Origin of the sequence: Streptomyces sp. NPDC047315 (assembly GCF_040643215.1) — a bacterium.
GTDB lineage: Bacteria > Actinomycetota > Actinomycetes > Streptomycetales > Streptomycetaceae > Streptomyces.
The window spans coordinates 113,462-134,728 of sequence record NZ_JBEYTZ010000011.1 but is presented as its reverse complement, the minus strand read 5'-3'; the positions used below and the strand labels follow the sequence as shown (position 1 = coordinate 134,728).

At 73.4% G+C, this 21,267-nt stretch carries 13 protein-coding genes; 6 read left to right on the top strand and 7 right to left on the bottom strand.

Going from position 1 to position 21,267, the window contains the following annotated elements:
• Positions 1-243: 243 nt before the first annotated feature.
• The 6 genes from glgB to ABZ842_RS15345 all read right to left on the bottom strand — a co-directional run bounded on the left by glgB (position 244) and on the right by ABZ842_RS15345 (position 9,277).
• The gene (gene glgB, locus ABZ842_RS15370) at positions 244-2,661 is read right to left on the bottom strand and encodes a 1,4-alpha-glucan branching enzyme (RefSeq protein WP_361537133.1); all 2,418 of its coding nucleotides are present in this window, start codon (positions 2,659-2,661) and stop codon (positions 244-246) included.
• Between the two features lie 53 nt (positions 2,662-2,714).
• Positions 2,715-4,103 (bottom strand): maltokinase, encoded by a 1,389-nt coding sequence (locus tag ABZ842_RS15365; protein ID WP_361537131.1) that lies wholly within the window; start codon positions 4,101-4,103, stop codon positions 2,715-2,717.
• 182 nt (positions 4,104-4,285) lie between these two features.
• Positions 4,286-5,992 carry a maltose alpha-D-glucosyltransferase gene (treS, locus tag ABZ842_RS15360; RefSeq protein ID WP_361537129.1) on the bottom strand — a complete coding sequence of 569 codons (1,707 nt, stop codon included), beginning with the start codon at positions 5,990-5,992 and terminating at the stop codon, positions 4,286-4,288.
• Positions 5,989-7,977, bottom strand: coding sequence for an alpha-1,4-glucan--maltose-1-phosphate maltosyltransferase (locus ABZ842_RS15355; RefSeq protein WP_361537127.1), 1,989 nt, complete (start codon positions 7,975-7,977; stop codon positions 5,989-5,991). Before ABZ842_RS15355 ends, treS begins: the two co-directional genes overlap by 4 nt.
• Positions 7,978-8,228: 251 nt before the next feature.
• A complete protein-coding gene (locus ABZ842_RS15350; RefSeq protein ID WP_361537124.1) occupies positions 8,229-8,351 on the bottom strand; it encodes a hypothetical protein in 123 nt (40 codons plus the stop codon).
• The gene (locus ABZ842_RS15345; protein WP_361537121.1) at positions 8,348-9,277 is read right to left on the bottom strand and encodes an NmrA family NAD(P)-binding protein; all 930 of its coding nucleotides are present in this window, start codon (positions 9,275-9,277) and stop codon (positions 8,348-8,350) included. The genes ABZ842_RS15350 and ABZ842_RS15345 overlap by 4 nt, the downstream gene beginning before the upstream one ends.
• Before the next feature lie 120 nt (positions 9,278-9,397).
• Between ABZ842_RS15345 and ABZ842_RS15340 the strand changes: the two genes are divergently transcribed.
• The 6 genes from ABZ842_RS15340 to glgP all read left to right on the top strand — a co-directional run bounded on the left by ABZ842_RS15340 (position 9,398) and on the right by glgP (position 19,576).
• Positions 9,398-10,378, top strand: coding sequence for an AraC family transcriptional regulator (locus ABZ842_RS15340; RefSeq protein WP_361537119.1), 981 nt, complete (start codon positions 9,398-9,400; stop codon positions 10,376-10,378).
• Positions 10,379-10,466: 88 nt separating this feature from the next.
• Positions 10,467-11,903: a 4-hydroxyphenylacetate 3-hydroxylase N-terminal domain-containing protein gene (locus ABZ842_RS15335; RefSeq protein WP_361537117.1), complete on the top strand. Its 1,437-nt coding sequence runs from the start codon at positions 10,467-10,469 to the stop codon at positions 11,901-11,903.
• Entirely contained in the window at positions 11,900-13,723 is a 1,824-nt protein-coding gene (locus ABZ842_RS15330) for an MFS transporter (protein WP_361537115.1), read from the top strand. Before ABZ842_RS15335 ends, ABZ842_RS15330 begins: the two co-directional genes overlap by 4 nt.
• 126 nt (positions 13,724-13,849) lie before the next feature.
• Positions 13,850-15,112 (top strand): monodechloroaminopyrrolnitrin synthase PrnB family protein, encoded by a 1,263-nt coding sequence (locus ABZ842_RS15325; RefSeq protein ID WP_361537113.1) that lies wholly within the window; start codon positions 13,850-13,852, stop codon positions 15,110-15,112.
• Positions 15,109-16,404, top strand: a complete 1,296-nt coding sequence (locus ABZ842_RS15320) for an FAD-dependent monooxygenase (RefSeq protein ID WP_361537111.1) — start codon at positions 15,109-15,111, stop codon at positions 16,402-16,404. The genes ABZ842_RS15325 and ABZ842_RS15320 overlap by 4 nt, the downstream gene beginning before the upstream one ends.
• 532 nt (positions 16,405-16,936) lie before the next feature.
• On the top strand, positions 16,937-19,576 hold the full coding sequence (gene glgP, locus ABZ842_RS15315; protein WP_361537109.1) for an alpha-glucan family phosphorylase: 2,640 nt from the start codon (positions 16,937-16,939) through the stop codon (positions 19,574-19,576).
• A 91-nt stretch (positions 19,577-19,667) separates the two neighbouring features.
• Here glgP and ABZ842_RS15310 read toward each other — a convergent pair whose 3' ends face one another.
• Positions 19,668-21,257, bottom strand: a complete 1,590-nt coding sequence (locus ABZ842_RS15310; RefSeq protein ID WP_361537107.1) for a histidine kinase — start codon at positions 21,255-21,257, stop codon at positions 19,668-19,670.
• Positions 21,258-21,267: the final 10 nt, after the last annotated feature.

The following is a 21,267-nucleotide window of genomic DNA, read 5'->3' as shown; positions in this document are numbered from 1 at the left end:
TTCCCCGCGCCCCTAAACTCCTTGCCCCTGCCCCGCAGATACATGACGGGGGGAGCGAAACAGGGGCGCTGGGGGTCCCCCCAGGCCCTCTGGGGCCCGAGGGGGCGGAACTGCGCGACAAGCCACAGACGGGCCGCAGACGCCATTGGTGCGCACTCGCTACGGCGGGACCGCGCCCGTTTGGCAACGGCCTCGCAGGGGCCAGGCTCGGCGCTCGGTGGGGCAGCCCGCGTGAGGAGGGGGCTACGACGGGCGGAGCCAGAGCGTGGCGAGGGGCGGCAACGTCAGCAGCACACTGGAGCCGCGGCCGTGGGACGGCGTCGGCTCCGGGAGCACCGTCCAGCGCTCGCCCGACCCGTTGCGGATGCCGGCACCCCCGTACCGCGACTCGTCCGTGTTCACGCACTCCTCCCACGCCGGGATCCACTCCGGCACCCCCAGCCGGTACCCCTCCCGCACCACCGGTGAGAAGTTGCTGACCGCGACGAGCGGATTGCGGGCCGCGTCGAAGCGGACGTACGCGAAGACGTTGTCCTCCGCCGCGTCCGCGTCGATCCACGCGAAGCCCTCGGGCGCCGAGTCCCGCTCCCACAGCGCGGGCGTGGCCCCGTACACCGCGTTCAGGTCGCGCACCAGGTGCCGCACCCCGCGGTGGTCGGGCTCGGCCGCGTACGAGGGGTCGAGCAGCCACCAGTCGGGGCCGTGCGACTCCGACCACTCCGCGCCCTGGGCGAACTCCTGGCCCATGAAGAGCAGTTGCTTGCCCGGGTGGGACCACATGAAGCCCAGGTAGGCGCGGTGGTTGGCGCGCTGCTGCCACCAGTCGCCCGGCATCTTGCCGACCAGCGACCGCTTGCCGTGCACGACCTCGTCGTGCGAGATCGGCAGGACGTAGTTCTCGCTGTACGCGTACACCATCGCGAAGGTCATCTCGTTGTGGTGGAACTTGCGGTGCACCGGCTCGCGGACCATGTACTCCAGCGAGTCGTGCATCCAGCCCATGTTCCACTTCAGGCCGAAGCCGAGGCCGCCGCCGTCGGTGGGGCGGGTCACCCCGTCCCAGGCGGTGGACTCCTCCGCGATGGTGACCACCCCCGGACAGCGCCGGTAGACGGTGGCGTTCATCTCCTTGAGGAAGGCGACCGCGTCCAGGTCCTCCCGGCCGCCGTGCGCGTTCGGCGTCCACTCGCCCTCCTCGCGGGAGTAGTCGAGGTAGAGCATCGAGGCGACCGCGTCCACCCGCAGCCCGTCGATGTGGAACTCCTCGCACCAGTACACCGCGTTCGCGACGAGGAAGTTGCGGACCTCCTTGCGGCCGTAGTCGAACTCCAGCGTGCCCCAGTCCGGGTGCGCGGCCCGCGCCGGGTCGGCGTGCTCGTACAGCGGGCGCCCGTCGAAGTCGGCCAGCGCCCACTCGTCGCGCGGGAAGTGCGCCGGCACCCAGTCCATGATCACGCCGATCCCGGCCCCGTGCAGCGCGTCGATCAGCCGGCGGAAGTCGTCGGGGGAGCCCATGCGGGAGGTCGGCGCGTAGAAGCCGGTGACCTGGTAGCCCCACGAGCCGCCGAAGGGGTGCTCCGCCAGCGGCATCAGCTCCACGTGCGTGAAGCCCAGGTCCTTGACGTAGGAGGGGAGCTGCTGGGCGAGCTGGCGGTAGGTCAGCCCGGGCCGCCAGGACGCCAGGTGGACCTCGTACACCGACATCGGGCCCTCGTGCACCGGACGCTCGGATCTGCGGGCCAGCCACTCGGCGTCCTGCCAGACGTGGTGCGAGGCCGTCACCACCGAGGCGTTCGCGGGCGGCACCTCGGTGTGCCGGGCCATCGGGTCGGCGCGCAGGGTGTGCGTGCCGTCCGGGCGCATGATCTCGAACTTGTACAGCGCGCCCTCGCCGATGCCGGGGACGAACAGCTCCCACACCCCCGACGAGCCCAGCGACCGCATCGGGTAGCCGCCGCCGTCCCAGTAGTTGAAGTCGCCGGCGATCCGCACGCCCCGTGCGTTGGGCGCCCACAGCGTGAACCGGGTGCCGGCCACGCCCTGGTGGACCAGCGGATGCGCGCCCAGCGCCCGCCACAGCTCCTCGTGCCGCCCCTCGCCGATCAGGTGCAGGTCGAGCTCGCCGAGAGAGGGCAGCAGCCGGTACGGGTCGTGCGTCTCGACCTCGTGGACGCCCCGCCCGTCCGGGGTGTCGTACGTGATCAGCAGCCGGTGATCGGGCACCGTGCGGCCCGGCAGCAGCGTGCCGAACAGCCCGTCGCCGTCGTCGTGCAGCGGCACCCGTGACCCGTCGGGGGCGAGCAGGGCGACCCCGCGCGCGTACGGGCGCAGTACGCGCACCTCGACGCCGTCGGGCCCGACGTGCGCCCCGAGCACGGCGTGCGGGTCGTGGTGCCCGCCGCCGAGCAGCCGGGCGCGCTCCTCGGGCGCGAGGGGCGGCGCCGCGGGCACGCCCGGCCGGGGGGCGGCCTGTTGCCGCGCCGCGCGGGCGGGCGCCTTCCGTACCGGCGGCGCCGGGCGCGCCGGCTTCGCCGCGCCCGAGCGGGCCGGCCGCGCGGCGGCGGCCTGCTGGACCGTCGGCCTGGGCACGGACGTGGGCGCCGGGGCGCTCGCCGCCTCGGTGTCGGGGGTGTCGTGGTACGGGGGGCGTGCGGGGGTCACGGGTACGGGCCTCCTTGGAACACAACGGGGGAAGAGGGGTGCGGGGCGGGGCTTCAGGCGAAGGCGGCCAGCCGGTCGATCGCCGCCATCGGCACCGGGAGCCAGTCGGGGCGGTGCCGGGCCTCGTACACCACCTCGTACACCGCCTTGTCGGTCTCGTACGCGCGCAGCAACTCGGGCTCGGCCCGCGGGTCGACGCCCGCGGCCTCGGCGTAGCCCTCGCAGTACGCCACCCGGCAGCGCTCCGCCCACGCCGGGTTCCACGGGCGGTGCGTGCGGGCCGCGTAGTCGAAGGAGCGCAGTATCCCGGCGACGTCCCGCACCGGCGGTTGGGGGCGGCGGCGCTCGGCCAGCGGGCGCGCCGGCTCGCCCTCGAAGTCGATCACCGACCAGTCCCGGTCCGCGTACAGCGCCTGGCCGAGGTGGAGGTCGCCGTGGACGCGCTGGACGCGCCAGCGGCGCCCGGCGTCCCCGAGGTCCGCCAGCGCGTCGAAGGCGGTGCGCAGCCGGGGCGCGTACGGCAGCAGTCCGGGCACCGCCCGCACGGCCTCGTCCAGCCGGCGGGCCATCGCATCGGCCAGCCGTCCGGCCCGGGCGCGGTCGAGGGCGAGCGTCGGCAACTCGGCCGCCAGCGCGGTGTGCACCTCGGCGGTGACCCGGCCCAGGGCCCTGGCCTCCGCGGTGAAGGGACGGCCGGTGGCCAGCGCCTCCAGGGCGAGCTGCCAGCCGTCCTTGGAGCCGCGCAGATACGGCTGGAGCACTCCGAGCGCGTACGGGCGGGGCGCGGCCGTCTCGTACCAGGCGACCGGTACCGGCACCCGCGGGCAGCCGGCGCGGGCCAGCGCCAACGGCAGCTCCAGGTCGGGGTGGGGGCCCGGTTGGACGCGCCGCAGCACCTTGAGGACGTACTCGTCGCCGTACACCAGCGACGAGTTGGACTGCTCGGCGTCGAGCGGGCGCGCGGCCAGCCCGCCCGGTACGGCGGGGGCGTCCTCGAACTGCTCGAAGCGCAGCGGTCCGAGGGTGCCGGGGGTGCGCAGCCGCTCCAGGACCAGCTCCGCAAGGCGCGCGTCAAGGAGCCCTTCGTACACCGTGCGGTCGGCGAGCGGGCCGGCGGCGGGGCGGCCGATCAGCGCGGGGGCGAGGTGCGGCGGCAGAACGTCCCGTACGCCCAGCAGGAGCTGGTAGCAGTCGTCCGGGGTCGAGGACGCCCCCTGGTGCACCGTCACCAGCAGGTGCAGCAGCCCCGGTCCCGCGTCCGCGCCGGTCACCGGCAGCAGCTCGGTCGCCGACACCAGCGAGAAGCCGGTGATCGACCGGCCCTTGCCGGCGAACCAGCGTTGGCGGGGCAGCCAGGACCGCAGCAGCGGGGCGAGCGAGGGGAGCAGCGGTACCAGCGGGAGTCGGCCTACGGGAGTGCGGGTGGCAGCAGTCTCCGACATGGCATCGCGTCCTTTCCCCGAAATATACCCTTTTGTCACATATGCGGAGAGTGTCGCGGATCATGGCGTCCACTGTCCGGCGGCGCGCGGGGCGGGCGCTCAGAGTGCCCGGTGCGGGGGTGGGGCGTGCGGGTGCGGACGCCCGGCCGTGGTCGAGACCGCCCGGCCGGGCGTCGTGCGGATCAGCCGGCGGCCCGGTCCTGGCGCAGCCGGAACCAGTAGAAGCCGTGTCCCGCGAGGGTGAGCAGGTACGGCCACTGGCCGATCGCCGGGAAGCGGACCTGGCCGATGAGCTCGACGGGCCGCCGACCGGCGAACTCCCGCAGGTCCAGCTCGGTGGGCTGGGCGAAGCGGGAGAAGTTGTTGACGCACAGCACCAGGTCGTCCTGGTACTCCCGGGTGAAGGCGAGCACCGCGGGGTTGGAGGAGGGCAGCTCGGTGTAGGCGCCGAGGCCGAAGGCCGGGTTCTGCTTGCGGATCTCGATCATCCGCCGGGTCCAGTGCAGCAGCGACGACGGACTGCTCATGGCCGCCTCGACGTTGGTGACCTGGTAGCCGTAGACCGGGTCCATGATGGTCGGCAGGTACAGCCGCCCCGGGTCGCAGGAGGAGAAGCCGGCGTTCCGGTCCGGCGTCCACTGCATCGGGGTGCGCACCGCGTCCCGGTCGCCGAGCCAGATGTTGTCGCCCATGCCGATCTCGTCGCCGTAGTAGAGGATCGGCGAGCCGGGCAGCGACAGCAGCAGGGCGGTGAACAGCTCGATCTGGTTGCGGTCGTTGTCCAGCAGCGACGCGAGGCGGCGGCGGATGCCGATGTTGGCCCGCATCCGCGGGTCCTTGGCGTACTCCGCGTACATGTAGTCGCGCTCTTCGTCCGTGACCATTTCGAGGGTCAGCTCGTCGTGGTTGCGCAGGAAGATGCCCCACTGGCAGTTCTTCGGGATCGCCGGGGTCTTGGCGAGGACTTCCGAGACCGGGTAGCGCGACTCCCGGCGCACCGCCATGAAGATCCGCGGCATCACCGGGAAGTGGAAGGCCATGTGGCACTCGTCGCCGCCCGCCGCGTAGTCGCCGAAGTAGTCGACGACGTCCTCCGGCCACTGGTTGGCCTCGGCCAGCAGCACGGTGTCGGGGTAGTGGGCGTCGATCTCCTTGCGCACCCGCTTGAGGAACTCGTGGGTGCGCGGCAGGTTCTCGCAGTTGGTGCCCTCCTCCTGGTACAGGTACGGCACCGCGTCCAGCCGGAAGCCGTCGATGCCCAGGTCCAGCCAGAACCGCAGGGCTGAGACGATCTCCTCCTGCACCGCCGGGTTCTCGTAGTTGAGGTCCGGCTGGTGGGAGAAGAAGCGGTGCCAGTAGTACTGCTTGCGGACCGGGTCGAAGGTCCAGTTCGACGACTCGGTGTCGACGAAGATGATCCGGGCCTCCGGGTACTGCTTGTCGTCGTCGGCCCAGACGTAGTAGTCGCCGTACGGCCCGTTCGGGTCGGTGCGGGACTGCTGGAACCACTCGTGCTGGTCGCTGGTGTGGTTCACCACGAAGTCGATGATGACGCGCATGCCGCGCTGGTGGGCGGCGTCCACGAACTCGACGAAGTCGGCCAGGTCGCCGAACTCCGGCAGGACGGAGGTGTAGTCGGAGACGTCGTAGCCGCCGTCCCGCAGCGGCGACTTGAAGAACGGCGGCAGCCAGAGGCAGTCGACGCCCAGCCACTGCAGGTAGTCGAGCTTGGCGGTGAGGCCCTTGAGGTCGCCGACGCCGTCGCCGTTGCTGTCCTGGAAGGAGCGCACCAGGACTTCGTAGAAAACGGCCCGCTTGAACCAGTCGGGGTCGCGGTCCTTCTCGGGGGTGTCCTCGAACAGGTCGTGGACGGGTTCATTGACGATCATGATGTGGGTGACCCTCCGATCGGCGGGGACGGTCGCAGAGCCACGACGTGCGCGGGCGTGCTGCCCGGCTCAAGGCGCACATAGGCGGCTCTGCCCCAGTGATAGGTCTCACCGGTGAGCAGATCGCGCACCGGGGCGGTCTCGTGCCATGCGAGCCCGAGTCGCGGCATGTCCAACGAGACCGTGGCCTCCTGGGTGTGGTGGGGGTCGAGGTTGGCGACGACGAGCACGGTGTCCTGGCCCGCCCGCTTGGAGTACGCGATCACCGAGGGGTTGTCGGTCGCGTGGAAGTGCAGGTTCCGCAGCTGTTGGAGCGCGGGGTGGCGCCTCCTGATCCGGTTGAGGGCCGTGATCAGGGGGGTGATGGTGCGCCCCGAGCGCTCCGCCGCCGCCCAGTCGCGGGGCCGCAGCTCGTACTTCTCGGAGCGCCGGTACTCCTCGCTGCCCTCCCGCAGCGCGGTGTTCTCGCACAGTTCGAAGCCGGCGTACACGCCCCAGGAGGGGGAGAGGGTGGCGGCCAGCACCGCCCGCACCTCGAAGGCCGGACGTCCGCCGCGCTGGAGGTAGGCGTGCAGGATGTCGGGGGTGTTCACGAAGAAGTTGGGGCGCAGGTAGGCGGAGGTCTCCTCGGACAGCTCGGTCAGGTACTCCGTCAGCTCCTGCTTGGTGGTGCGCCAGGTGAAGTACGTGTACGACTGCTGGAAGCCGACCGCGGCCAGCGTGCGCACCATCGCGGGGCGGGTGAACGCCTCCGCGAGGAAGATCACGTCGGGGTCGGTGCGGTTGACCTCCGCGATGACCTGCTCCCAGAAGACGACGGGTTTGGTGTGCGGGTTGTCGACCCGGAAGATCCGCACCCCGCGACCCATCCACAGCCGCAGCACCCGCAGCGTCTCCTCGACCAGGCCGCGCAGGTCCGCGTCGAAGGCGATCGGGTAGATGTCCTGGTACTTCTTCGGCGGGTTCTCCGCGTACGCGATGCTGCCGTCGGCCCGGTGGGCGAACCACTCGGGGTGCTCGGCGACCCAGGGGTGGTCCGGGGAGCACTGGAGCGCGAAGTCGAGGGCGACCTCCAGGCGCAGGGCGCGCGCGGTCTGCACGAAGTGCGCGAAGTCCGCGGGGGTGCCGAGGTCGGGGTGGAGCGCGTCGTGGCCGCCGTCGGGCGAGCCGATCGCCCACGGCACGCCGACGTCGTGGGGGCCGGCGGTCAGGGAGTTGTCCGGGCCCTTGCGGTGGCTGGTGCCGATGGGGTGCACCGGCGGCAGGTAGACGACGTCGAAGCCCATCGCGGCGATCGCCGGCAGCCGCTCGGCGGCGGTGCGGAAGGTGCCGGAGACCGGGGGGCGGCCGGGGGTGACCACAGCGCCCTCGGAGCGCGGGAAGAACTCGTACCAGGAGCCGAAGAGCGCCCGGCGGCGCTCCACCAGGAGCGGCAGGGGGCGGGAGATGGTGACCAGTTCGCGCAGCGGGTGGCGGGCGAGCGCCCGGCGGGCGTCCGAAGCGAGCGCGGCGGCGAGCCGGGTCTCGGGCTCCTCGGTGTCGTCGCGCAGCGCGTCGACGACGGCGAGCACCGCCTCGCGGCCGTCCCGCTTCGGCACGCCGCCGGCGGCGCGTTCGTACAGCCGCGCGCCCTCTTCCAGCACGAGCGCGGTGTCGATGCCCGCGGGCACCTTCACCTCGGCCTCGTGCAGCCAGTCGGCGAGCGGGTCGCTCCACGACTCCACCGCGTAGCTCCAGCGGCCCTCGACGTCCGGGGTGACGTCCGCGCCCCAGCGGTCCGAGCCGGGGGCGAGTTCGCGCATCGGGGTCCAGGGGCCCGGGCGACCGCCGGGGCCGCGCAGTACGACGTTGGCTCCGACGGCGCCGTGGCCTTCGCGGAAGACCGTGGCGCCGATCCGGAAGGTTTCGCCGACGACGGCTTTGGCGGGCCTCCTCCCGCAGTCGACCAGGGGACTGACGTCCAGGACGGGGATGCGACCGATCATGAGCTCACCTGTGCGGGCTGTGCGGGCGGGGACGGGTGACCGGCTGAGGAGGTGTCGGAAATGTAGTGATGTGCCGGTTTTGTTGAAGTCTCCTGATATTTGTAACGTTCCGGTAGGAGGCTCACGGGCCGGGTCCTCGGGTGCCCCCGTCCGCGTTCACTCGGTGGGCGCAAGGAACCGGCCGGGACGGGCGCACACGCCCGAGGGCCCCGACGCACGATGCGTCGGGGCCCTCGGGCAGGTGTGTCTGATTAAGCCTGCGTCAATTCCCAGCTCGGCTCCTTGGGGCCGATGGCGAGCGCGCCGGCCGTACGGGTCGCGCCGGGCGCGCCGGTCGTACGGGCCGCGCCGGTCCGGTCGAACGCGTCGGTCATGCCATCTCCTCGATCCACATGTGCCACGGCTGGCGGTCCACCCACTCCTCGACGGCCGCGGGCTTCACGGACAGGGCCGTCGACGAAGCGCCGCCGTCGCCGGCCATCAAGTTCGGCTCCAGGCCCGAGGCCATGTAGTGGTACAGCCCGGACACCCCGGCCGCCGCCTCCGGCCCGAGGATCTGCGACAGCCCCTGCTCGAAGACCTCCGGCGCCAGCGGCACGTACCGCACCTCGCGGCCCAGGCCGCGGGAGAACGCCGCCGCCAACTCGCCGCCCGTCAGCGACACCGCGCCGCCGATGTCGAAGGTGCGGCCCGCGATGCCGTCCACCGTCAGCGCCGCGAACACCGCCTCCGCGAGGTCGCGGTGCGAGATCCACGCCGTCGGCGCGGCCTCGGGCAGCGGATACGCCAGCACGCCCTCGGACAGCAGCGCCGGCCCGTTCCACGGACTGAACAAATTGTCGAGGTACACGGGCGGACGGACCACGACCAGTTCCACGCCGCTCTGCGCCAGCCCCTCGCGGAGCACGGTTTCGGCCAGTCGACGCGTCTCGAAGGCGACCACGTTCGTGGTCCGGTCCGGCACGCGCGTGTTGGCGTTGTAGACCAGCCGCAGCACCCCGGACTCCCGCGCCGCCTTCGCGATGTGCTGCGCGTACCGCATGACCGTCTCCGCCTGGTACACCAGGGGCATCACGACCGCCGCGTGGGTCGCGCCCTCGAAGAGCTGGCGCACGTCCTCGTACCGTCCGAGGTCGCCCTCGCCGAACGAGACCCCGGGCAGTTCCGGACGGTCCGCTTCGGCCTTGCGGCTGAGGGTACGGACCTGGTGGCCCCGCTCCACGAGCAGCCGCGCTGTCGCACCTCCTTGGAAGCCGGTCGCCCCCACGACCGCCACGCGCATCGGAATGTGATCGGACATGTGTCTGAAGAGCCCTTCGATAAGGTTGAGGTCGCTGCCGGGTACGGCTCTTTCCAGGCTCGCGGCGGCGGCTTCGGCCGATCAATTAACAAACCGGGTCGGAGGTTGAAGGATCGTCCAATGGACTCAGTTGAGACTGCCGCGACCGAAGGCGACGACCTTCTCAGCGAGCTGATGAAGCCCCTGCGCCTCACGGGCGTGTTCGACAGCCGCTGGAACGTCCGCGCTCCGTGGGCCATCGAGGGCGACGCGGAGGAGAGCTGTGCCGTCCTGCACTTCATCACCGAGGGCGCCTGCTGGATCACCGCGGACGGACGCACCCCGTTCCGGCTGCACGAGGGCGATCTGGCGGTCTTCCCGACCGGCACCGCGCACCGGCTCTCCGACCACCCCGAGCGGCGCGGCGGCGTCGCGCTCGGCAGCATGCTGCCCGAACGCGAACCGGGCACGTCCGGGGAGATCAGGATCGACGGCGACGGGCCGGTCAGCCGGCTGCTGTGCGCCGGACTGCACTACGACGAGTACGCGGCCACCGGCCTGTACCAGGCGCTGCCCTGGGCGCTGGTGATGGACTGCTCCCAGGTCGACCAGGAACCGCTGCTGCGCGACACGCTGCGGCTGCTGGCCGCCACGGACCGGCCGGTGGGCCCGGGGGACCGGCTGGTGACCCTGCGCGCCTTCGAGATGGCGCTGGTCCTCGCGCTCCGCCCGCTGCTGCGGGAGCTCGCCGACAACCCCTCGGCGCTGCCCGTGCTGCGCCACCCCGGCATCAGCAAGGCCATGGTGATCATCGCCACTCGGTTCGCCGAGCCCTGGACGATCGAATCGCTGGCCAGGGAGGTCGGAATGTCCCGATCCGCCTTCACCGCCGCCTTTCGGGAGCTGGTCGGCGAGGCGCCCGCCCGGCACCTGACCGGCCGCCGGATGCAGGAGGCGGCGAGACTGCTCGGGGAGACGTCCGCACCGCAGTCCACGGTCCCGCAACGCGTCGGGTACCAAAGCGCGGTCGGATTCCACTTGGCGTTCCGGAAGTGGTTCGGCATGACGCCGGGCGAGTATCGAGCGGGGCGCCCCTCATCTGCGCGCCTGGCCGGTTCTTAATCACCGCTGGACGGTCGTTCATTGCTCACTGTCCCCGGCGGGAGCCAGGCTCGGTTTTGTCGGGGGACGGTCCGTTTGAGGAGAAACGTTGATCAGGTCTGGCCGGCACTACCTCGATGCCCTGCGCGACGGGCGAGAGGTCTGGCTCGACGGCGAGCGCGTCAAGGACGTGCCGAGCCATCCCGCCTTCCGCAACACTGCTGCGTCCATCGCCGGGCTCTACGACCTGGCCCACGACTCCGCCCACAGCTCCGTGCTGACCAGCGACGGAGTCCACCGCGCGTACGTCGTCCCCCGGACGCAGGCGGACCTGGTCGCACGGCGCGCGGCGTACAAGGTGTGGGCCGAGGCCAGCTACGGCTTCCTGGGGCGTACGCCCGACTACATGGCGAGCGGCGCCGCCGGCTTCGCCGCGCTGCCCGCGCTGTTCACCACCGACTCCTTCGACGGCGCCGCCAACGTCCTCGCCTACCACCGAAGACTCGCCGAGAACGACCTGTACTGCGCCTTCACCATCACCAACCCCCGCTCCGGCACGGGCCCGGACGACCTGCTGGTGAAGGCGGTGGCGGAGCGGGACGACGGCATCGTGGTCAGCGGGGCGAAGACGATCGGCTCCGGCGCCGTCTTCTCCGACGAGGTCATCGTCGGCACGATCGAACCGCTCGCGCCGGACGCCGTCGACCAGGCGCTCTGCTTCAGCGTGCCCACCGACACCCCGGGCCTGAAGTTCGTCTCCCGCACCTCCTACGAGGCACAGGCCCGCAGCACCTTCGACAACCCGCTGTCGTCCCGCTACGACGAGAACGACGCGCTGCTGGTGTGCGAGAACGTCTTCGTGCCGTGGGAGCGGGTGCTGACCTACCGCAACGTGGCGGCCACCGCCGCGATGTGGTGGCAGACGCCCGCGTACCTCAACTTCGTCCACCAGGCCGCCACCCGGTTCTGGACCAAGCTGGAATTCCTCACCGGGCTCGCGATCCTGGTGACCCGCTCCAACGGCACGTACGAACTGCCGGCCGTCACCCAGGCCGTCGGCCGGCTGCTGGGCATGGTCGCCCAGGCCAAGGCGTTCGTGCTGGCGGCGGAGGCCGACCACGAGCCCGTTGACGGCGGCGCCGGCGGAGTGGCGCCGGGCCGGGAGATCTCCCACGCCCAGCGCATCATGGCCGGCGAGCTCTACCCGCGCGCAGTCCAGGAGGTGAAGGGGCTGCTCGGCGGCTCGGTCTTCCAACTCCCGGCGTCCGGGGACGACCTGCTGCACCCCGAGTTGGGCCCGGTCGTCGAGCGCTATCTGCGTGCCCCCGGCACGCCCGCCAAAGACCGGGTCAAGCTGCTCAAGCTGGCCTGGGACGCCCTCGGGTCGGAGTTCGCCGCGCGCCACGAGCAGTACGAGCGCTTCTACCACGGCGCGCCCCACGTCTCCCTGACGATGCAGACGTGGGCGGGCGGCGCCGAGAACAGCGAGCGGCTGGCCCGGGCCTGCCTGGACGGATACGACCTGGGCGCCGGGGCCGGCACGTGACCCCTGACACCCCTCACGGCGACCCCGTCGACCCCGTCGACCCCGCCGGGACCGCCCCGGGCGGACGTCCGCCCGGCCGGGTCAACGGCAGCCGGGTGCCGCACGGCGGGGACCGGGTCGGGCGGACGTCCGACGGGGCACCGCCCGAAGCGGCCACGGGCACCGCGGACGGGCGGCCCGGTGACGCCGGGGGGCGCCACCGAGCCGCCGCTCAACACGAGGCCGACGCGGCACGGGGTAGCGCCGCACCAGAGGGAGACGCCTCAGCGGAGAGCGCCACACCGGAGAGCGCCGCCCGCGCCGGACGCCGGACCAGGGCCGCCCTGGCGCTGCTGGCCTCCACACAGCTGCTGCTGATCATGGACACCGCGATCATCAACGTCGCCCTGCCGTCCGTCGGCAAGGACCTCGGCGCGGACTCGGCGGCGCTGTCGTGGGTGGCGAACGCCTTCCTGATCACCTTCGGCGGCCTGCTGCTGCTCGCCGGCCGCACCGCCGACCTGCTCGGCCACCGACGGCTGTACCTGACCGGGCTCGGAGTGCTCACGGGTGCCTCGGTCGTCGGTGCGCTGGCCGGCAGCACGGAGCTGCTGATCGCGGCCCGCGCGGTGCAGGGCGTCGGCGCGGCCTTCGCCGCCGCCGCCGCCTTCGCGCTGCTGCTGAACCTCTTCCCGCACGGCCCCGCGCGCCACCAGGCGCTCGGGGCGTTCGCCGCGATGGGCGGACTCGGCGGCGTCGCCGGCACGGTGCTCGGCGGCGTGCTCACCGACATCCTCGGCTGGCGCGCCACCTTCTGGCTCAACGTCGCCGTCGCCCTCCTGCTCGCCGTCGCCGCGCTGCGACTGCTCGACGAGGGCGGACGCACCGGCGCCCGCGGCTTCGACCCCGTGGGCGCCTTCGCCGCCACCGCCGGGCTCGGCCTCGTCGCGTACGCCCTCGTCGGCGCCGGCGACGCGGGCTGGACCAGCGCCCGCACCCTGGTCGCCGGGGGCGCGGGACTCGCCCTGCTCGGCGCGTTCGCCCTCGTCGAGTGCAAGATCGCACACCCGCTGGTGCCGCCCGCCGTGCTGCGGCGGCCCGTGCTGCGCCGGGCGAACGTGCTGTCAGCGCTGGCACAGATGGCGCTGTTCCCGATGTTCTTCCTGGTCAGCCTCTACCTCCAGAGCGTGCTCGGGCAGTCGCCGCTGGTGGGGGGATTGGGGCTGCTGCCGCTGTCCCTGGTCGTCGTCGCCGTCGCCCCGCAGGTGGGCGCGGTGATCGGCCGCATCGGGCTCGGCGCCACCATGACCGTCGGCTTCGCCCTGCTGGGCGCCGGACTGGTCTGGCTGGCGCTGGCGCTCAGACCTGACGGAACGTTCTTCTCCACGGTGTTCGCACCCAGCCTGGTCCTCGGAGTGGCCCTGCCGCTGGTCATGGTCACCACCAACGTGGCGGCCACCGCGGACGCCGCGCCCAAGGAGACGGGACTGGCGTCCGGTCTGATCAACACCAGCCAGCAGTTCGGCTCGGTCCTCGGGCTCGCGGTCCTGGTCGCCGTCGCCACGGCGGGCACCGCCGGAACCGACGCACCCGTACCGACGTCCGGCTTCCGCAACGCGCTCCTGGTGGGCGCGGGCATCGCCGCGCTTGCCGTGCTGCTGGCGCTGCGTCTGCGCAGCTCCACAGCGGGTACCCGGCCGTCCGGAGCGGTGCGCTCCGCGGCCGGCCCGTCTCCCGCAGCCGAATCCGGGGCCCGGACCAGCCCCGGCCGCGCGCCCTTAGCCGGGCCCGCCACCGATCCCGCGGTCCACCCGGACCGCGTCGGCGGAGCCCCGGAGTAACGGCGCACGGAAGGACGTGCGGCGCGCACCACGAAGGACGGCGGGGGGCCGTCCGGTGTGCGTCCCGTCCACGTTCCGTCACGGCGTCCCCGGGGCGCCGTGCATGTCATTCCATCCGGTTTCTCGATGTACATCGACGTGTCCGAGGGGGGACTCCCGATGGCCCTGTACGACCTTGTCGCACCCGATCTCGCATTGCGCGGCGAGCCGTACTACCGCATTGCCGAGATACGCGGCGCCGATCCGCTCGACGCCGACGAACTGCTCGCCCGCGTCCCGCAGATGAACGCGGCACGCGACGTGCCGGCGCTCACCCGCGCGCTACGCACCCTGGTGCCCGAGCCCGAACGGGTGGCGCGCTACGGCGTCCCCGAATCCCTCGCCGCCATGCGCGACCTCGGTATGCTCCTCGGCTCGCTCAAACGACACGGGGTGCAGCCGGTCGCGGCCGTGCCCCAGGTCCTGCCCGTGCTGCAACGGCTCGGCAAACTCACCTCGATGGTGCCGCGCGACACCGTGCACCACTACACGACCTGGAACCCGCTCGGCGTACGCCAGCGCACCTACACCGGCCACCGCATGGAGACCGACCTGCAGGCGGCGGTCCGCATGGTCTTCCCCGGGCTCGTCGCCTCCCTCGACTCCTGTGCCGCACTGGCCCGACTGGAGCCGTACGACCCCGGTTTCGCCATCGCGCTGGACCGCACCGCGCACCACGTGCAGTCGATGGTCGACTCCATCGACTTCACCGTCACCAACGTCTCCCCGGTCTTCTTCGCCACCGAGATGCGGCCCTACTTCGAGGAGATCGACGTCGACGGCGTCGACTTCCTCGGCCCGGCCGCGGCCCAGGTGCCGCTCTGGCTGGTCGACCTGACGCTGTGGCAGTGCGACCGCAGCGACCGGGCGTACGACGACTTCCTCGCCGACTCCGTCCGCTACAGCCTGCCGGCCTGGCGCGACCACTACCACGCCCACCGCGGCGCCACCTCCGCCGTCTCCAAGCTGTCCGCCGCCTTCAGCTGGGAGGGCGGCGACCGCATCCCGGCCCAGCTCGCCCGCTCGGCGCACGCCCTCGCGCGGGTGCTGCGCATCCTCAAGGCGTTCCGGGCCCGCCACATCACCATCGCCCGCAAGGCGTACGCGGAGGAGGTGCGCCAGTACGACATGGGCAGCGGCGGCGCGCCCATCGCGCTGCTGCGCACGGTGCTCGACCTCACCCGGGACAACGAGACCCTGGTGCGCCGTGCCGCGGAGCCGGAGCGCGGCCCGGAGGTCCCGGACGGCGAGGAACGCCCGGTCTCCGACGGACGCCCGCGGTTGGACGGACGTCCGGGGTCTGACGGACGTCCGGAGTTCGACGACGCACCACAGGAGCCGACCCCATGACCCACTTCATGATCGCCGGCGGTGGCATAGCCGGCCTCACCGCGGCCCTCGCGCTGCACCGCGTCGGCTACGAACGGATCACCGTCGTCGAGTCCGCCCGGGAGATCCTCCCGGTCGGCGCGGGCCTGAACATCATGCCGAACGCGGTCCGCGAACTCGACGGACTCGGCCTCCTGCCGGAGCTGGAACGGCGCTGTCTGCCCACCCGCGAACTGCGCTACTACCACAGCAGCGGCGGCCTGGTCTCCCGCGAGCCGCGCGGACGCGGCGCCGGCTACCACTGGCCGCAGCTCTCCATCGCCCGCGGCGAACTCCAGGCCGTCCTCGCCGACGCCGTCCGCGAACGGCTCGGCCCCGGCGCGCTCGTCGGCGGCGTCCGGGTCACCGCCGTCGAACAGCCCGAGAGCGGTCGCCCCCGGGTGCGGATCGAGCACCGCGACGGCACCCGCCGCGGCAGCGCGTCCCTCGGACCCGACGTGCTGATCGGCGCCGACGGCATCCGCTCCACCGTGCGCGGCTGCCTCCACCCCGAGGAGGGCGAGCCGCCGTGGAACGGCGTCCTCGTCTGGCGCGGCACCTCCCGGGTGCCGGCCGCGAGCATCGGCACGTTCATGTTCATCGCGGGCGACGACGCCCGCAAAGCGGTGGTCTACCCGATGACGGAGGTCGACCCGGTGACGGACACCGTCCTGGTCAACTGGGCCCTCGCGATGCCTGCGGCGCTCGCGGACGGGCCGGCCGCGGATCCCCGGGGCGCGTACCGCGGGGACTGGAACCGGCCCGTCCCCGTCGAACGGTTCCGCCACCACTACCGGGGCTGGGAGTTCGACGGCGTCAGCGTCGAGGAGGTGCTGGGGCACGCCGTCGGCGCGTACGAGTACCCCATGGTCGACCGGGAGCCCCTGCCGCGCTGGTCGTACGGCCGCACCACGCTGATCGGGGACGCGGCCCACGCGATGTACCCCATCGGCTCCAACGGCGCGACCCAGTCCGTCATCGACGCGCTGGCCCTCGCGCACGCGCTGTCGCAGCACGCGGACCCGGCGGACGCGCTCACCGCGTACGACGCGGACCGGCGTCCCGCGATGACCGCGCTGCAACGGGCCAACCGGGAGCTCGGGCCCGAGGTCGTGATCAACCTCGCGCACCAGCGGGCGCCGGGCGGTTTCACCGACATCGACGACGTGGTCCCGGCGGAGGAGCGGGCGGAGATCGCGGCGAAGTACGCGCGTGCGGGCGCGTTCGACCCCGCGACGGTAAACCAGGGCTCCCCGTACGCCCCAACCCCCTGAACCCCGGGCCCCCGCGGACACCTGCGCCGTTCCGCCTGCGGCGTGCGCTGGTCCGTACAGGTCGTCTGTGGTTGCTCGCGCAGTTCCGCCCCCTGTGCCCTGCGGGCACGGGGGGCACCCCCGCCTACGCCCAGGGGGCGTGGGGGACCCCAGCGTCCCTGCGGACACCTACGCCGTTCCCCTGCGGGCTGCGTTGGTCTCCGCGCCCCGGTGGGTGGCTTGTCGCGCAGTTCCCCGCGCCCCTAAAAGCCCTTGCCTCAGCCCGCACACGGATGGCGGGGAAAGCGAATCAGGGGCGCGGGGAACTGCGCGAACAGCCCACCACCGGGCCGAGGTGACCAACGCAGCCCGCTGGGGAAACGGCGAGGGCGTCTCGGGCGCGGGCAACTACGCGCGGCCCGCACACAGCCAACGCACGCCGCAGGCGAAGGCGCGGCCACACGGGTGAAACCGTCGCGCGAGGCGCCGGCACGTGGCGCGGGGACCGTCGTGCGTCCGCTGGGATGCGGGTCCACCCTGCGAGGGTGGACCCGTGAAGGCCATTCGTCGGTTCACCGTCCGCCCCGTCCTGCCCGCCCCGCTGCGCCCCCTCAGCGACCTCGCCCGCAACCTGCGCTGGTCCTGGCACACCGAGACGCGCGAGCTCTTCCAGGCCGTCGACCCCGACGGATGGCGCAGGGTCGGCGGCGACCCGGTGCGGCTGCTGGGGTCCGTCTCCGCCGCCCGCCTCGCCGAACTCGCCGGCGACCGGCGCTTCCTGCGCCGCCTCACCGCCGCGGCCGGTGACCTGGACGACTACCTGCACGGCCGCAGGTGGTACCAGACCAACGACCGGGCCGCCGAGTTCCCCGCCGCCATCGCGTACTTCTCGCCCGAGTTCGGCGTCACCGCCGCCCTCCCGCAGTACTCCGGCGGCCTCGGCATCCTCGCCGGCGACCACCTCAAGGCCGCCAGCGACCTCGGTGCCCCGCTGATCGGCGTCGGGCTGCTCTACCGGCACGGCTACTTCCGCCAGTCGCTCTCCCGCGACGGCTGGCAGCAGGAGCACTACCCCGTCCTCGACCCGAACGAACTGCCCCTCACCCTGCTGCGGGAGCCGGACGGCACCCCCGCGCAGATCGCCCTGACCCTGCCCGCCGGCCGCTCGCTGCGCGCCCACGTCTGGGTCGCGCACGTCGGCCGGGTGCCGCTGCTGATGCTGGACTCCGGCGTCGAGGAGAACGGCCCCGGCGAACGCGACGTCACCGACCGGCTGTACGGCGGCGGCAGCGAGCACCGGCTGCTCCAGGAGATGCTCCTCGGCATCGGCGGGGTGCGCGCCGTACGCGCGTACTGCCGCCTCACCGAACACCCCGAGCCGGAGGTCTTCCACACCAACGAGGGCCACGCCGGCTTCCTCGGCCTGGAGCGCATCCGCGAACTCGGCGGCGCCGGGCTCGACTTCGACGCCGCGCTGGAAGCCGTCCGCGCCGGCACCGTCTTCACCACCCACACCCCCGTGCCCGCCGGCATCGACCGCTTCGACCGCGACCTGGTCGCCCGGCACCTCGGCGAGTCCGGGGCGCTGCCCGGCGTCCCCGTCGACCGGGTGCTGCGGCTGGGCACCGAGACCTACCCCGACGGCGACCCGCGGGTCTTCAACATGGCCGTGATGGGCCTGCGGCTGGCGCAGCGCGCCAACGGCGTCTCCACCCTGCACGGCGCCGTCAGCCGCGGCATGTTCGCCGGCCTGTGGCCCGGCTTCGACGCCGACGAAGTGCCGATCCGCTCCATCACCAACGGCGTCCACGCCCCCACCTGGGTCGCCCCCGAGGTGTTCCGGCTCGGCGCCCGCCAGATCGGCGCCGGCCGCGCCGAGGACGCCCTCACGGTCGGCGGCTCCGACCTGTGGAACGCGGTCGTCGACATCCCCGACGCCGAGATCTGGGAGCTCCGCCGCGAACTGCGGGAGCAACTGGTCATCGAGGTCCGCAGCCGGCTGCGGACCTCCTGGCGCCAGCGCGGCGCCGGGGCGGCCGAACTCGGCTGGGTCGACGGCGTCCTGGACCCGGACGTCCTCACCATCGGCTTCGCCCGCCGCGTCCCCTCGTACAAGCGCCTCACGCTGATGCTGCGCGACCGCGACCGGCTGCGGGCGCTGCTGCTGCACCCCGAACGCCCCGTCCAGATCGTCGTCGCCGGCAAGGCGCACCCCGCCGACGACGGCGGCAAAAGGCTCGTCCAGGAGCTGGTGCGGTTCGCCGACGACGCCCGCGTACGGCACCGGATCGTCTTCCTGCCCGACTACGGCATGGCGATGGCGCAGAAGCTCTACCCCGGCTGCGACGTCTGGCTGAACAATCCGCTGCGCCCCCTGGAGGCGTGCGGCACCAGCGGCATGAAGGCCGCGCTCAACGGCTGCCTCAACCTCTCCGTCCTGGACGGCTGGTGGGACGAGTGGTACGAACCGGACTTCGGCTGGGCGATCCCCACCGCCGACGGCTCCGCCGCCACGGACGAGGAGCGCCGCGACGACCTGGAGGCCGCGGCGCTCTACGAACTCGTCGAGAACCGGATCGCGCCCCGCTTCTACGACCGCGGGCCGAACGACCTGCCGCAGCGCTGGATCGAGATGGTCCGCCGCACCCTCGCCACCCTCGGCCCCAAGGTGCTGGCGGGGCGGATGGTCCGGGAGTACGTGGAGCGGCTCTACACCCCCGCGGCCCGCGCCCACCGCGCCCTCGACGCACCCGCCGCGGGCGAGGTGGCCGCCTGGAAGACGCGGCTGCGTTCGGCCTGGCCGAAGGTGGCCGTCGACCACGTCGAGGCCGTCGAGCACGCGCCCAGCGGCAGCGCGGAACTGGGCGCCACCCTCGCCCTTCGGGTGCGGGTCGCCCTCGGCCCGCTGCGGCCGGACGACGTGGAGGTCCAGGCCGTCGCCGGCCGGGTCGACGCGGACGACGCGATCGCGGACGCCCGGCACTTCCCGCTGAAGCCCACCGGCGGCCCCGACCTGGAGGACCGCTGGATCTACGAGGGCCCGCTCGCCCTGGACCGCACCGGCCCCTTCGGCTACACCGTCCGCGTGCTGCCCGCCCACCCCCTGCTGGCGTCCCCCGCGGACCTGGGCCTGGTCACCCTCCCCGCGGACACCCCGGGCACGGTGGAGCCCCCGGCCCAACCCCTGCGATAGCCCGTGCGCGGTGGTGCCGTGACGAGCTCGCAGCGACGGCCTGCGGCCCGTAGGGCAACGACGCGGGTGTCCAGGGGGCGCCGGAAGCCCCCTAGCCGTCGCGGTGCTCCTCGTTGGGGACGTCCCGCACCACCGTCTTCGACGACAGACGGCCGTCCGTGAAGCAGAAGCGGAAGGTCGGGGTGTCCTGCAGGACGTCCTTGCGGTAGTAGGCGCAGCGGTCGGCGTCGCGCGGTTCCGGCGGCAGGCCCGCAGGGCGGTCGGGCAGTGCCCGTGCGGGCAGTCGGGCGACGACGTGTTCCTCCCGGTCGCCGACCCGCACCGCGTCGTAGTCGGCGCGGTGCACGACCGTACGCATCCGGGAGTACTGGTCGAAACCGAGCATCACCACCCCCAGCACCACGCCCGCCGCCACCGGGACGGCGATCGCCTGCCGCAGGCCCCGGCGCACCCGGCGCCGCGCCAGGTCCCACTCGCGCGCCGAGGTGGGCGCGGGCGGCGGGGCGGGAGAAGCGCCCGCGGTGGCAGGCAGTCGGGCGCGGACGGCGAAGCCGTCGCCCGAGCCCGGGCCGTGGGTGAGCCAGCCGCCGGCGAGCCGGGCGCGCTCGTGCAGTCCGACCAGGCCCGTGCCGCCCGACGGAGCCGCCGGCGCGGGGGAGGGGGAGGGGGCCGGGTCGTTGGTGACGGTGACCGCGACCTCGTCGGACGTACGGACGACCCGGACGGCGACCGCGGCGCCGGGCGCGTGCTTGGCCGCGTTCGTCAAGGACTCCTGGACGATGCGGTGCACGGCGCGCGCGGCCATCTCCGGCAGCGGGTCGCCTTCGCCCTCCTCGTGCAGCGTCACGGCGAGCCCGGAGGTGCGGGCCCGCTCCACCAGGGCCCGCACCGGCTCGTCCCGCGGCGTGACCGGCACGCCCTCGTCGTCGCCGCGCAGCACCCCCACGATGTCCCGCAGCCGCGCCGTCGCGTCCCCCGCAGCCTGCCGCAACTCGCGGGCCGCGCCCCGCTGCCGCTCGTCCAGCCCGCGGTCCACCTCCAACGCGGCGGCGCGCAGCGCGATCAACGACAGCTCGTGACCGAGGGAGTCGTGCATGTCCCCGGCGATGCGGGAGCGCTCCCGCAGCCGCGCCCGGTCGGCGACCGCGCGCTGCTCCCGTTCCATCCGGTCCGCCAGCCGCCAGCCCGCCGCGCCCAGCTCCACGTACTGCCGCACGAACCGCCCCAGCAGCCACGGCACGACGACCGCGAGCAGCAGCGCCGCGACCAGGGTGAACCAGGACCAAGGCTCCTGTTCGAGCACCAGCACCACGGCGAGGCCCGCGAGCGCGACCGCGGCGAACAGGACGAGCGCGGGCCGCGCCCGGGCCGAGCGGCGTCCGGCGAGGAAGCCGAAGGCGACGAGGGCGACCGCGTACTGCGGGGTGATCAGCTGGCTGCCGTGCACGGCGCTCAGGCCCAGCGCCACCACCAGCGCCGCCAGCGGGCGCCGTCGGCCGACGGCCACGGCGGCGCCGAGCAGGGCCGCGCCCGCGGCGCTCGCCCACCAGGACCCCAGCCAGGAGCCGGCCCACCGGCCGGGGCCGTAGCCGTCGCCGTTGAGCAGGACGGGTGCGCAGACCAGAACCCACAGTGCGAGGTCCAGGGCGCGGCGGCGCAGGGCCTGACGGTCTCGGTGCATGCCCTCCACC

What these genes read in the sequence shown, in the direction of transcription:
- ABZ842_RS15365 (WP_361537131.1), bottom strand. Translation starts at nt 4,103, where the DNA reads ATGTCGGAGACTGCTGCCACCCGCACTCCCGTAGGCCGACTCCCGCTG.
- treS (WP_361537129.1), bottom strand. Translation starts at nt 5,992, where the DNA reads ATGATCGTCAATGAACCCGTCCACGACCTGTTCGAGGACACCCCCGAG.
- ABZ842_RS15355 (WP_361537127.1), bottom strand. Translation starts at nt 7,977, where the DNA reads ATGATCGGTCGCATCCCCGTCCTGGACGTCAGTCCCCTGGTCGACTGC.
- ABZ842_RS15350 (WP_361537124.1), bottom strand. Translation starts at nt 8,351, where the DNA reads ATGACCGACGCGTTCGACCGGACCGGCGCGGCCCGTACGACCGGCGCG.
- ABZ842_RS15345 (WP_361537121.1), bottom strand. Translation starts at nt 9,277, where the DNA reads ATGTCCGATCACATTCCGATGCGCGTGGCGGTCGTGGGGGCGACCGGC.
- ABZ842_RS15340 (WP_361537119.1), top strand. Translation starts at nt 9,398, where the DNA reads ATGGACTCAGTTGAGACTGCCGCGACCGAAGGCGACGACCTTCTCAGC.
- ABZ842_RS15325 (WP_361537113.1), top strand. Translation starts at nt 13,850, where the DNA reads ATGTACATCGACGTGTCCGAGGGGGGACTCCCGATGGCCCTGTACGAC.
- ABZ842_RS15320 (WP_361537111.1), top strand. Translation starts at nt 15,109, where the DNA reads ATGACCCACTTCATGATCGCCGGCGGTGGCATAGCCGGCCTCACCGCG.
- ABZ842_RS15310 (WP_361537107.1), bottom strand. Translation starts at nt 21,257, where the DNA reads ATGCACCGAGACCGTCAGGCCCTGCGCCGCCGCGCCCTGGACCTCGCA.